General features: G+C 36.3%; 10 protein-coding genes. 6 read left to right on the forward strand and 4 right to left on the reverse strand.

What is annotated here, in order from left to right:
- Position 1: 1 nt before the first annotated feature.
- A complete protein-coding gene (locus tag GZ212_RS06490) occupies positions 2 to 388 on the reverse strand; it encodes a DNA topoisomerase IV (protein WP_166958343.1) in 387 nt (128 codons plus the stop codon).
- 167 nt (positions 389 to 555) lie between these two features.
- On the opposite strand from GZ212_RS06490, the gene GZ212_RS06495 reads away from it, so the two are divergent.
- From GZ212_RS06495 to GZ212_RS06505, 3 genes are read left to right on the forward strand one after another with little or no spacing between them, the layout of a single operon-like run.
- Positions 556 to 3,477, forward strand: coding sequence for a glycoside hydrolase family 3 N-terminal domain-containing protein (locus tag GZ212_RS06495; RefSeq protein WP_166958345.1), 2,922 nt, complete (start codon positions 556 to 558; stop codon positions 3,475 to 3,477).
- 3 nt (positions 3,478 to 3,480) lie between these two features.
- Complete coding sequence (gene bshA / locus GZ212_RS06500; protein WP_166958347.1) at positions 3,481 to 4,620, forward strand: N-acetyl-alpha-D-glucosaminyl L-malate synthase BshA; 1,140 nt, start codon at positions 3,481 to 3,483, stop codon at positions 4,618 to 4,620.
- An 8-nt stretch (positions 4,621 to 4,628) separates the two neighbouring features.
- Positions 4,629 to 6,152 carry a GH3 auxin-responsive promoter family protein gene (locus tag GZ212_RS06505; RefSeq protein ID WP_166958349.1) on the forward strand — a complete coding sequence of 508 codons (1,524 nt, stop codon included), beginning with the start codon at positions 4,629 to 4,631 and terminating at the stop codon, positions 6,150 to 6,152.
- Here the strand turns inward: GZ212_RS06505 and GZ212_RS06510 are convergent.
- Positions 6,146 to 6,733: a hypothetical protein gene (locus GZ212_RS06510; protein ID WP_240923773.1), complete on the reverse strand. Its 588-nt coding sequence runs from the start codon at positions 6,731 to 6,733 to the stop codon at positions 6,146 to 6,148. The two genes, GZ212_RS06505 and GZ212_RS06510, sit on opposite strands and share 7 nt — an antisense overlap.
- 82 nt (positions 6,734 to 6,815) lie before the next feature.
- Positions 6,816 to 7,331 carry a hypothetical protein gene (locus GZ212_RS06515; protein ID WP_166958351.1) on the reverse strand — a complete coding sequence of 172 codons (516 nt, stop codon included), beginning with the start codon at positions 7,329 to 7,331 and terminating at the stop codon, positions 6,816 to 6,818.
- A gap of 141 nt (positions 7,332 to 7,472) precedes the next feature.
- On the opposite strand from GZ212_RS06515, the gene GZ212_RS06520 reads away from it, so the two are divergent.
- On the forward strand, positions 7,473 to 10,382 hold the full coding sequence (locus tag GZ212_RS06520) for an FAD-binding and (Fe-S)-binding domain-containing protein (RefSeq protein ID WP_166958352.1): 2,910 nt from the start codon (positions 7,473 to 7,475) through the stop codon (positions 10,380 to 10,382).
- Here the strand turns inward: GZ212_RS06520 and GZ212_RS06525 are convergent.
- Positions 10,374 to 11,228, reverse strand: a complete 855-nt coding sequence (locus GZ212_RS06525; RefSeq protein WP_166958354.1) for a UDP-2,3-diacylglucosamine diphosphatase — start codon at positions 11,226 to 11,228, stop codon at positions 10,374 to 10,376. The two genes, GZ212_RS06520 and GZ212_RS06525, sit on opposite strands and share 9 nt — an antisense overlap.
- Positions 11,229 to 11,415: 187 nt before the next feature.
- Here GZ212_RS06525 and aroC point away from each other — a divergent pair, with 187 nt between their 5' ends.
- Together aroC and GZ212_RS06535 are read left to right on the forward strand one after the other, a co-directional pair.
- Complete coding sequence (gene aroC, locus GZ212_RS06530; RefSeq protein WP_166958356.1) at positions 11,416 to 12,477, forward strand: chorismate synthase; 1,062 nt, start codon at positions 11,416 to 11,418, stop codon at positions 12,475 to 12,477.
- A gap of 6 nt (positions 12,478 to 12,483) precedes the next feature.
- A complete protein-coding gene (locus tag GZ212_RS06535) occupies positions 12,484 to 13,788 on the forward strand; it encodes a dicarboxylate/amino acid:cation symporter (RefSeq protein ID WP_166958358.1) in 1,305 nt (434 codons plus the stop codon).
- The last annotated feature ends 4 nt before the right edge of the window (positions 13,789 to 13,792 follow it).

Genomic DNA, 13,792 nt, shown 5'->3' on the forward strand with positions numbered 1-13,792 from the left:
ATTATTCTATTTTAAAGGCTACTCCACGCTGTTTCTGTCTTTCTCCTACATAAGAATACTCGAAGGTGTAGCTGCTATCGGTGGTTGTCAAAATTTTTAGGTGGATATCCTTTCTTTCTGCCATATTTTTGGGGTTAATGGTTTTAAAAACAACTTCACAATCATTAATCCACCTGACGTTGGAAGAGTCTATCTTATTATCGTAGGTTTCCACCTGAAGTGTTTTGGTTCTAGTAAATTCAGATTTGAAAGTTTTTCCATTTAGAATAATCTCACTTCTAAAAGTGCCAATTTGAAAATCGGAGCAATGTCTTTCCGTTTCATAACAACCTGATAAGGTTATCAATATCAAAAGAAGGGAAGAGTAAAAATAATGTTGTTTAATCATTTGCCAAAAATAGCAAATTTCGGTATCTATGTGAATATTGATTCCTTGAAAATCCGTTAACTATTTTCTTTATAAATCTATCTTAAAGTTTTTTTAACTTCTTTTGATTTATGCTATTTTGCAGTGAAATAAGTTTTGAACTTTACCTTAAGAAATTTCCGTTTTTTATGCGATCTATATCCCATCTACTGTTTGTAGTCTTTTTGTTTTCACATACTGTTTTTTCCCAAACCAAATTGCCTCTTTTAACACAAGATGCAGAGGCACAACAAACATGGGTAGATAGTGTTTATCAACAGATGACTTTAGATGAAAAGATAGGCCAATTGTTTATGGTGCAAGCATTCTCAAATAAAGGGGAAGCTCATGAAAAAACGATAATCAACCAAGTCAAGAATTTACATATTGGCGGTATCATTTTTTCAACAGGCGACCCAAAAAGTCAAGCCGTTTTTAACAATAAATTACAAGCAACTGCCAAATTACCTTTGCTTATTGGAATGGATGCCGAATGGGGTTTGAGCATGCGATTAAAAGAAACTTATGCCTTTCCGTGGAATATGACACTTGGGGCGATAGAAGATAATACTTTAGTCAAATTGACTGGTCGCCACATTGGGGAACACTGCAAACGATTAGGGGTACATTTCAATTTTGCTCCCGTTGTTGATATTAACACCAACCCCAAAAACCCCATTATTGGAAATCGATCATTTGGTGAAGATCGTGACAATGTAACAACCAAGGCACTTGCCTTTATGCAAGGAATGCAAAGTGCTGGAGTGCTAGCCAATGCCAAACACTTCCCTGGTCATGGCGACACAGAAACCGATTCCCATAAAACGTTACCGAGTATTAGTTTTTCAGAAAAACGAATTGATTCGGTAGAATTATACCCTTACAAACGATTGATTAAAGAAGGTCTAGCTAGCGTTATGGTTGCTCACCTGAATGTACCTTCTTTAGAGCCTCGAGATGGGTACCCATCTTCCATATCGCACAATATTGTTACGAACATCCTAAAAAATCGATTAGGGTTTGAAGGTTTGATATTTACCGATGCTTTAGGAATGAAAGGTGCTTCTAATTTTAGTAGTCCAGGTGATGTAGATTTAGCAGCATTCTTGGCAGGGAATGATGTGCTTTTAATGTCTGAGGATGTTGGGAAAGCAGTGGAGAAAATTAAAGAAGCTTTAAATCAGAAAACAATTTCCGAAGAACGTTTGGCTTACTCAGTAAAGAAGATTTTAATGGCCAAGTATAAAGTAGGTTTAAATCATTTTAAGCCTGTTGAATTGGAGCATTTGAATGAAGATTTAAATCGATTAGAAGATGATCTTTTATCTGAAGAATTATTTGAAAATGCGATTACTGTAGTTAAAAATAAAGCTGATCTTTTACCATTAAGACAGTTAGAAACCAAATCTGTAGCCTACGTCCCAATGGGTGATGAGTCAGGCTCAGATTTTTTAAAAGAACTACAAAAATATACCAAGGTTCATGAAATTAAATCAGACAATTTAGATGATTTAATCACCAAGTTATCTGGCTATAATACCGTGATTATTGGATTTCATAGATCTAATGATACGCCATGGAAAAGTTACAAATTCACAGACAAAGAATTGGTTTGGCTGTATGAGATTGCTAGAACTAATAGGGTGATTCTAGATATTTTCGTTAAACCATACGCACTTTTAGACTTATCTACTATTGAGAATATCGAGAGTATCGTGGTAAGCTATCAAAATAGTAGGATTGCTCAAGAAAAATCAGCCCAACTTATCTTTGGATCCGTCGGGGCAAAAGGACATTTACCAGTATCCGTTGGAAATGGCCTAAACGTAGGAACCGGTATTGAGTACAACGACATTCTAAATTTAAGTTATGGTTTACCAGAGCGTGTTGGAATGAGTTCTGAAAAATTGGAAAAAATAGATTCCCTAGCTCAGTACGCTATTGACAATAAAATGACACCTGGAATTCAAGTGCTTGTTGCCAGAAAGGGAAAGGTGATTTACAATAAAAATTTCGGGAATCACACCTATGCAGCCGATTCAAAAACAGTGGCTTTTGATGATGTATACGATGTAGCTTCGTTAACCAAAATTTTAGGAACTTTACCCCTTATTATGGAACTCGTGGAAAAGGGTGTCATAACCTTAGATACCAAACTTTCTAAGTTACTTCCTGAATATGAAGATTCAAACAAAGCTAACATCACCATTAAACAAATGCTATCGCATTATGCCCGTTTAAAACCTTGGATTCCGTTTTATTACGCTACCTTAGATCCTGATACAAAGCGACCTAGTCACAAATATTATTCAACTAAATTTTCTAAAGGATTTACCGTAAAAGTGGCTAATGAGCTTTACATGAGAACGGATTACAAAGACAGCATACAAGGAATTATAAAAGACACAGAACTATTAAACCGTTTGAAATATAGGTATAGTGATTTGCCATATTATATACTCAAGAAGTATTTAGAAACCTACTACGATAAAGGATTAGATGAATTGGTACAGGATCATTTTTATCAATCTTTGGGAGCCAATTACACTACTTACAATCCAAGTGTCAAGTTTAGTTCCAAAAAAATTATCCCTACAGAAGTAGATGACTACTACCGTTATCAAGAAGTGCATGGGTTTGTCCATGATATGGGAGCTGCTATGGAGGGGGGTGTTGGTGGACATGCTGGAATATTCAGTAATGCCAATGATGTAGCCAAAATCATGCAGATGTATCTTCAAAAAGGATTTTATGGTGGGAAACGTTATTTTAAACCAGAAACAATTGATAAATTTAATACCTGTTACTATTGTGATGATGATAATAGAAGAGGAATTGGATTTGACAAACCTCAATTGGGAGATGAGGGTCCAACTTGCGGCTGTATTTCAATGACCAGTTTTGGTCACTCAGGATTTACCGGTACTTATGCATGGGCAGATCCAGAGGAAGAAATTGTATATGTGTTCTTGGCAAATAGAACCTACCCAAAAGCAGATCAAAATCTGCTATTGAGAGCTAATATTAGAACTGACATTCAACGCTTCATATACGAAGCTATAGAAGATTAATCAATGAATATAGGTATTGTATGCTATCCAACTTTTGGAGGCAGTGGCGTAGTAGCTACAGAATTAGGAATTGAATTATCCAAACGCGGACATGAAGTCCACTTTATTACATACAAACAACCCGTAAGGCTTGAATTATTAGGCAACAATGTACATTTTCATGAAGTTAATGTGCCACAGTACCCTTTGTTTCATTATCAGCCTTATGAACTGGCTTTGTCCAGTAAGTTAGTAGACATGGTCAAGCTCCATGGTATTGATATTCTTCATGTGCATTATGCCATTCCACATGCCTATGCGGCATATATGGCGCAAAAAATGTTAATGGAAGAAAATATTTATGTGCCCATAGTTACAACGTTACATGGCACAGATATCACCCTAGTAGGGAGTCATCCCTTTTATAAACCAGCGGTTACTTTCAGCATCAACAAATCAGATGCTGTAACTTGTGTTTCTGAAAGTTTGAAAGAAGACACCTTGCGTTTGTTTGACATTAAAAATGACATACAGGTTGTAACCAATTTTATTGACATTGATAAGGAACGTCATGCCTTCACTGATTGTCAAAGAGCGATGATGGCAAGGGATAATGAAAAAATAATTACCCATGTGAGTAACCTAAGAAAGGTGAAGCGAATCACGGATGTTATTCAAGTTTTTTATCGCATTCAAAAAGTAATTCCAGCACGTTTAATGTTGGTTGGAGAAGGTCCTGAAAAGGAAAATGCCGAAAATTTGGCAGATGAATTAGGTATTGGACCGAAAGTGGTGTTTTTAGGAAACAGCAACGAGGTAGACCGCATTTTAGGCTATTCTGATTTGTTCCTTTTACCTTCAGAAACTGAAAGTTTTGGTTTGGCCGCCTTGGAAGCTATGGCAGCTGGAGTCCCTGTTATTTCAAGTAATTCTGGAGGAATTCCAGAGGTTAACAAGCATGGATATTCTGGTTTTTTAAGTGATGTAGGGGATGTAGATGACATGGCCAAACATGCACTTACCATCTTGAAAGACCAAAAGACACTGGATAAATTTAAACATCAAGCTGAAATGCAAGCTAGTCAATTTGACATTCACAAAATTGTCCCTCAATATGAGGGGATATATGAGGAAACCCTGTCAAAATGCATGCTTTTAAAATAATTTGATTTATGGCGATACTTGGTAATATTATAAAAGGAGTAATTGATTTAAAGGATACTTTTTCTTCAGAAACTAATCACGTCGAGGAGCAAAAAAAAGTTCTAAAAAACTTACTTGAAAAAGCCAAGGACACCGCCTTTGGTCAAGCATATAATTTTGATTCCATTTTGGATTCTGAAGATCCAGGCACATCCTTTACCAAAATACCATATCATGATTACAATAAAATCAATGAAGAATGGTGGCATAAGCTCCAAGAAGGTGTCGAGAACGTAACATGGCCTGGAAATCCAGAATATTTTGCATTGAGTTCTGGCACCACCGGGAAAGTAAGCAAACGTATTCCTGTTACTAATGAGATGATAGAAGCCATCAGGGCTGGAGGCGTTAAACAAGTTTTTGCTCTGACCAATTTTGATTTACCTCCTGACTTTTTTGAAAAGGAAATCATGATGCTGGGAAGCTCTACCGACTTAAGGGAGCGAAAGGAACATTTGGAAGGTGAAATTAGTGGCATTAGCGCTAGCAACATTCCTTTTTGGTTTAGAGGGTATTACAAACCCGGAGAAGATATTGCCAAAATAGACGATTGGGACGAGCGTGTCCAAACTATTGCAGAACGTGCTGCAGATTGGGATATTGGTGCTTTAAGTGGTATTCCTTCTTGGATGGAATTAATGATGGAAAAAGTTATTTCACATAACAAGTTGAACAATATTCATGAAATCTGGCCCAATCTGCAAGTTTATACCTCTGGAGGAGTTGCATTTAAGCCGTATGAAAAAAGTTTTAATGCCTTATTAGGGAAACCCATAACAGTCATAGATACTTATTTGGCTTCAGAAGGGTTTATAGCGTGTCAAACAAGACCTGAGACTCAATCTATGGAATTGATTACAGATAATGGTATTTATTTTGAGTTTGTGCCGTTTGAACCTGAGTACATTCAGCAGGACGGTTCGCTTACAGAAGATGCACCTTCCATAACCTTGGCTGATGTTGAAAATGATAAGGAATACGTCTTAATTATTAGTACCGTAAGTGGGGCATGGAGGTACATCATTGGAGACACCATTGCCTTTACAGATAAAGATCGTGCAGAAATTAAAATTACGGGACGTACCAAATTCTTTCTGAATACAGTAGGGTCTCAGCTTTCTGTCAACAAAATGGATGATGCCATGAGGCATTTGGAAGAAGTTTTTTCTGCAAAAATTCCAGAATATACAATTTGTGCCAAACGAGAAGCGGACGAAGAATTTTATCATTGCTGGTATTTGGGATGTGATATTTCTTCTGAAAAAGCTCAAGAAGTTTCTGAGAAATTAGATGCTTTTTTAAAGGATGCCAACAAAAATTATAAAGTAGCTAGGAGCAAAGCTTTAAAAGGTGTTAAGGTGACTTTGATTTCTCCAGAAAGGTTTTACGATTGGAATGAAAGAAACAAGAAAAAGGGAGGACAAGTTAAGATGGAACGTGTTATGAATGAGGAAAAGTTTAAGACTTGGGAAGAATTTATAGCTGATTATTGATCTCTCTCAGCAACCAAAACCATGATTTCCTCAGGGGATAAATAATATTTTTTGATCCTATTCTTATAGGTTTGATTTATTTCGGCGTGATTTAAAATGAAATTTTTAGTTTTTAAAATATAATATTCCATTCCGTGGTTTACGGCATAAGTATCTGCCATCCTTTCGGCTTCTTTGATGTAGTTTTCCGAAGTGATATATTTTAATCCAAACCAAAGGAGATCCCATTTCGACCGATTTTGATAATCGACTATATGGCCTAATTCATGTCCAATCCAACCTATCAAGACCTCTTTTGGCACTTGAGTAGTCAAAAATTCTTTACCTGAAATTTTAAACCTTCGGCTTATTAAAATAATATATTCTCGCTGTTCACGGTCCTTAAACATGCTCCCAAAAGTTGGTCTGGCCTGCATGGTAGACTTTTTGATATGTTCTTTAAATTTAATTTGAATTTTAATATCCTTTAAGGAAGGATAATAGGATAGCGCTTTTTCAACTTCACTCTTAATTGGATCAGGTGCAGTAATATGGGCATGCATAGTTAATGGAATCAGAATAAAAATAAAAAGATATTTCATATTAACATGGTAATAAAAAAAATGTAAATATGAAAATAAAAATGCACCTCTTACGGGTGCATTTTTATATAATATTATCGGTTTAGAATTGATATCTAACACCTAGTCCTACATCAAAATCTAGGTCGTTATTATCATAATAACTATCCCCAAATCCTAGTTCTGGTCTTAAGTCTAATGACAGTTGTAGCGGGAAATCAAATGAATATTCAATACCCACCGTACCTGCTAAGATGATAAATGCATCTTTGTCATCATGATCATGGAAATTCGGATGATTATAATAATGGTCGTGATCAAAACTATAGGCTGCAAATCCAGCACCAGGACCAGCATACCAATTAAAACCTCCATCTATATTCCAAACCCATTGGTACAAACCTATTAATTTCACACCGTCATAATAATTTCCAGTTCTCCAGCCCAAATCAAATTCCAAACGATTGTTATCACCGATGGCACGTTGGTAGGAAACTTCGGCACCAAAACCATTACTGTCTCCAAGACGGAGTCCGATGGCATTTTTAGAAATTTCCTGAGCTTGAGTGTAACTTGTAAAAGCAACAAAGGCTAATGCAATTAAAATTAGTTTTTTCATAAAATTCGATTAAATGTTTAATGTCAAAATTAAATTATTAAACAATAATTGTGTTAAAAAAAGTGACAATGTTTTGTTAATATTCGTTAAGTAGTCTTAATTTTAAACAATGTAAAAACGCTGAAAGGCCAGTTATATTCTATGATAAAAGAGTATTTAAAAAATCATTTGAAGGGAGAGTACTTTGAGGACAGCTTGATGAAAGCCCTATATGCAACTGATGCTTCCGTGTATAGAAAAATACCTTTAGGGGTAGCATACCCTTTGGAAACGAATGACCTACAAATTTTAATAGAGACTGCTAAAACCTATAAAACGTCGTTAATTCCAAGGACCGCTGGAACCTCTTTGGCGGGACAATGTGTGGGGGAAGGTATTGTGGTTGATGTCTCAAAACATTTCACAAAAATCCTTGATCTTGATCTTCAAAAAAAGCAGGTCACTGTACAGCCAGGTGTGGTAAGAGATACTCTCAATTTATATTTAAAGCCTTATGGTTTGTTTTTTGGCCCCAATACTTCTACTTCTAACAGATGTATGATTGGAGGCATGGTAGGTAATAACTCTTCAGGAACTACTTCCATACAATATGGCGTAACTAGAGATAAGGTCATAAGATTAAAAACCCTTTTGAGTGATGGTTCTGAAGTTACTTTTGAATCTTTATCACCTTCAGAATTTCAAGAAAAATTAAAATTAGAAACATTAGAAGGTGAAATATACAGAACGATTCATTCGGAGTTATCCAATCCTGAAAACCAAACTAGAATAATTGCAGAATTTCCAAAACCTCAGATACATCGAAGAAATACAGGCTACGCCATTGATGAGCTTCTAAAATCGCATGTTTATACCGAAGAAGGAGACATGTTTAACATGTGTAAATTACTGGCTGGTAGTGAAGGCACCCTGGCTTTTACAACTGAAATCACCTTGCAACTTGATGATATACCTCCCAAGGAAAGCGTTATGATTGCCTGCCACTTCAATAGTATTTCTGATTGTCTTAATGCTGTGGCACCTTTAATGAGTCATAATCTCCACACCTGTGAGATGATGGATAAAACCATCCTTGATTTAACTAAACACAATAAGACGCAGCAGGAAAATAGACGTTTCATAGTAGGAGACCCCATGGCTATTCTTATGTGTGAACTCCGAGCCACTTCTAAGGAGTCATTGGAACTTCAAACAAAGGAATTATTAGACCTCATTGATGCACAAGGAATAAGTTATGCTCATCCTATTCTGCAAGGAGAAAATATAGATAAAGCCTTGGAATTGCGAAAAGCCGGATTGGGATTGTTGGGGAACATGGTAGGTGATAAAAAATCTGCTGCATGTATTGAAGATACAGCCGTAGCTTTGGAAGATTTATCAAGTTATATTGAAAGTTTCACCAAATTAATGGACGGATTTGGCCAGAAAGCTATCTATTATGCTCATGCTGGTGCCGGAGAATTGCACCTAAGACCCATTTTGAATCTAAAGAAAAAAGAAGATGTTGTCCTTTTTAGGGAAATCACCACCGCTGTTGCCAAATTGGTTAAGAGCTACCAAGGCTCAATGAGCGGCGAACATGGTGATGGTATCGTGAGAGCTGAATTTATACCCCTTATGATTGGCGAATTAAATTATGGCATTTTAAAGAGAATTAAATCAGCGTTTGATCCAAATCACATATTTAATCCTGGTAAAATAGTGGATGCCTATCCAATGGATGCCTCGTTAAGATTTGAAGCGGATAGGGTAGAACCCGAAATCAAAACCATTTTGAATTTCGAAACTTCTCAAGGCATATTACGTGAAACTGAAAAATGTAATGGTTCTGGAGATTGCAGAAAACCACAGGATTTTGGTGGGGTGATGTGTCCTAGTTATCGTGCCACTAGAAATGAAAAGGATACGACTAGAGCTAGGGCTAATGCTTTACGAGAGTTTTTAACCCAATCAGAGCAATCAAATAGATTTGACAATAAAGAACTAAAAGATGTATTTGACCTTTGTCTTAGCTGTAAAGCTTGTACTAGCGAATGCCCGAGCAGTGTAGATGTAGCTAGTTTAAAAGCCGAGTTTTTATACCAGTACCACCAACAAAACGGTTGGTCTCTTCGGGATAAGGTATTTGCGCGAAACAACCAATTTAACCAGTTTGGAAGTATATTTCCAAGGATGACCAATTGGATGTTTTCTAATACAATTACCTCTAGTTTTATTAAATCAAGCTTAGGAGTAGCTAGAGAACGAACACTTCCTGAAATATCAACTAAAAGTTTATATAAGTGGTTTCAAACAAATAAAAATAAAATAGTTACAGAAAATTATATTAAGGAAATTTATCTGTTCAACGATGAATTCACGAACCATTTGGATACTTCCATTGGGATAGACGCTATAGACGTTTTAACTCGTTTGGGATACAAAGTGAACTTGGTTCAAAATGAAGAATCAGGACGAGCCATGATTTCAAAAGGATTTTTAAAAGAAGCTAAAAATCTGGCTGACGGAAATATTTTGTTATATAAAAATTTGGTTAGTGAAGAGAAGCCGTTAATAGGTATTGAACCCTCAGCCATTTTAAGTTTTAGGGATGACTATTTAAGACTTGCAGATGATTTGGATACCGCAAAGACCTTGGCAAAACATACTTTTTTATTGGAAGAATTTCTAAGTAATGAGATAGCTATTGGTAACATTAGTCCCAATCAATTTACCAAGGAATCCAAAACTATCAAATTTCATGGGCACTGTCACCAAAAGGCCTTAAGCAATCAAATTCACTCTTTTAATATCCTTAATCTTCCAGAGAATTACAAAGTCACCATTATCAATAGCGGGTGTTGTGGTATGGCCGGAAGTTTTGGATATGAGAAGGAACACTATGAAACTAGCATGAAAGTAGGAGAGAATTCATTGTTTCCAACTATTAGAAGAAGTGATGAGCAGGTGGTTATTGCCGCAAATGGCACAAGTTGTAGACATCAAATTAAAGACGGAACTAAAAGGGAAGCAAAACACCCAATAAGCATTCTAAAAGAAGCCCTAATCTGATTTTTTATCTTTTTTAGGGTTTTTAACAACCGTAATGGCGGCAATTAAATCTGAGAACTCCATTTCTTTGACATCTTCATCCATGAAAAAGGGCGTTAATTTGTCATGATTGTAGTTATAAATTTTCCAACGTTTAAATTGATATTCTAAAGCAGTAAAATTTTCCACCCAATCACCAGAATTCAGGTAAGTAGTCTGTCCTAATTTATTCTCCTTAACTAACATTTTAGGTTGATGAATATGTCCGCATATCACATAATCATAACCATTTTCAATAGCCAAATCAGAAGCCACAGACTCAAAATCCTGAATATATTTGACGGCTCTTTTAACAGAACTCTTGATCCTTTTTGAGAGGGAGTATTTTTCTTTTCCGACATGTTCTAACCCCCAATTAACCAATCGATTTATCAATATCAGTAGGTCATAACCGTAACCTCCCAGTTTGGCGAGCCATTTAGCATTTTGAATAGAAACATCAAAAACATCACCATGGAAAAACCAAGCTTTCTTCCCATCAAGGTTCAAAACGATTTTATCAACTATGGATATATTTCCAATACTAGTCCCACTAAATTTCCGGAGCATTTCATCATGGTTTCCTGTAATATAGATGACTTCGACACCATCAGATGCAAAATCCATGATCTTCTTGATTACTTTTAAGTGGGATTTTGGAAAATAACGTTTACTAAACTGCCATATATCAATAATATCACCATTAAGAATAAGTTTCTTTGGCTGAATACTGTTGAGGTAAGTGAGTAGGTGTTTGGCATGACATCCATAAGTTCCCAAATGGACATCTGATATGACTGCTATTTCTACTTTCCGTTTAAGTTTCAAAAGGGTGTATTATTTTATGTTACAAATTACTTGGTCTAATATTAATTAATCATTATGCGTCAATTAATTAACTGTGAGTAATTTGTTAAGGAATTGTAATCTAAAAACGCTTTTTGTAGTGATGTTAGGTATCAGAGTGTTTTTGTAATCTGTAATAATACCGTTACATTAGCAAAAATTAAATTGTATGGCAGGAAATTCCTTTGGAAACGTATTCAGGATTACCACCTTTGGAGAATCACATGGAGTCGCAATAGGCGGAATCATAGATGGTTGTCCTCCGGGAATTGAATTGGATTTTGAGGCAATTCAAAAGGAGTTGGACAGACGGAAACCTGGACAATCTGATATTGTAACTCAAAGAAAAGAACCAGATGCGGTAACATTTTTGTCTGGAATTTTTGAAGGTAAAACGACAGGAACCCCCATTGGATTTTCAATTGAAAACACCAATCAAAAATCTAAGGATTATTCACACATCAAAGATGTATATAGACCAAGTCATGCCGATTATACCTACGACCAAAAATATGGTTTTAGAGATTATCGAGGGGGAGGTCGCAGTTCTGCAAGAGAAACTGCCAGTAGGGTTGTAGCCGGAGCCATAGCAAAACAAGTCCTTAATCAAGTAAAGATTAATGCATATACCTCTTCTGTGGGCAACATCTTTCTTGAAAAACCCTATCAAGCTTTAGATTTTTCTAAAATTGAAGACAATGCAGTGAGGTGTCCAGACCCAGAGGTAGCCCAAACAATGATTAATAGGATTAAAGAGGTCCGTAAAGCTGGAGATACCATTGGAGGAACCATTACCTGTGTTCTTCAAAATGTACCTATTGGATTGGGAGAGCCCGTATTTGATAAATTACATGCCGAATTGGGAAAAGCAATGCTTTCAATCAATGCTGTGAAAGGATTTGAATACGGAAGTGGTTTTTGTGGCGCGCAGATGTTAGGTAGTGAGCACAATGATGCATTTAATGTTGATGGCACAACCAAAACCAATTTATCAGGTGGTGTTCAAGGCGGTATCAGCAATGGGATGGACATCTATTTTAGAGTGGCTTTTAAACCAGTGGCGACACTCATCCAGAAACAAGAAACCATAGATAATGAAGGTAACTTAGTAGAAATGCAGGGGAAGGGAAGACACGACCCATGTGTTGTTCCAAGAGCTATCCCCATTGTTGAAGCCATGGCAGCTCTTGTTTTGGCTGATTTCTATTTACAAAACAAAGTTTACAAATAAGATTTTATGAAGAAACTAGCATTGCATTGGCAAATCCTTTTAGGAATGGTATTAGGTGTTGTATTTGCCCTAATTATGACCAATTTTGAATGGGGTAGCCAATTTGTAACCGATTGGATTAAACCCTTTGGGAATATTTTCATTAACCTTTTAAAATTGATTGCTGTTCCGTTAATACTTGCGTCACTTATCAAAGGTGTTTCAGACTTAAAGGATATTTCAAAATTGTCTAAAATGGGAGGTCGAACGATTGTAACCTATATTATTACAACCGTTGTTGCAGTTTCAATTGGGTTAAGCATTGTAAACATCATCCAACCAGGAAAGACCATTACCGAAGAAACCCGTACTGAGCTTACTGAAAGTTACAAAGGTGATGCAGATTCAAAGATTTCTGCAGCCAACGAACAAAAAAATGCGGGTCCTTTAAAAGCTCTGGAAGATTTGGTCCCAAGTAATATTTTTAATGCAGCAAGTGATAATGGCAATATGCTTCAGGTTATTTTCTTTGCTATCTTTTTTGGCATTGGACTTATTCTTATTCCAGAAGAACATTCCAAACCTGTTAAAGCCTTTTTTGATGGCTTTAATGAAGTCATTCTAAAATTAATTGATATTATCATGCTGGGGGCGCCCTATGGCGTTTTTGCCCTTTTGGCTGCCTTAGTTGTAGAGGCTCCAAGTGCCGATTTGTTTAAAGCGCTAGCATGGTATGCTTTATGTGTTGTTTTTGGTTTGTTTTTAATGTTGTGCTTTTACACGTTAATTGTATGGATTTTCACCAAAAAAACACCTTCCTTTTTTATAAATGGTATTTCACCCGCCCAACTTTTGGCCTTTTCAACGAGTAGTAGTGCCGCAACCTTACCTGTTACCATGGAAAGGGTAGAAGAGCACTTGGGAGTGGAAGAAGAGGTTACTAGTTTCGTGTTGCCCATAGGAGCCACAATTAACATGGATGGAACCAGTTTATATCAAGCTGTAGCTGCTGTATTTATAGCTCAGGCTTTTGGTATGGATTTAAGCTTTAGTGTTCAAATGGGAATTATTGCAACGGCCACTCTTGCATCAATAGGTAGTGCAGCAGTACCTGGAGCCGGTATGGTAATGCTTGTTATTGTTTTGGCTCAAGCAGGAATCCCTGAAGCAGGTTTAGCACTTATATTTGCTGTAGATAGACCATTAGATATGTGTAGAACCACCGTTAATGTAACTGGTGATGCTGCTGTTTCAATGTTAGTAGCTAAATCAGTTGGAAAACTTGGTGAGCCTCATGAAAAAAAATGGGATGACAATTACAAATCCGAATAGATAG

Origin of the sequence: Mangrovimonas sp. CR14, from assembly GCF_011764015.1 — a bacterium.
Classification (GTDB): Bacteria; Bacteroidota; Bacteroidia; order Flavobacteriales; family Flavobacteriaceae; genus Mangrovimonas; species Mangrovimonas futianensis.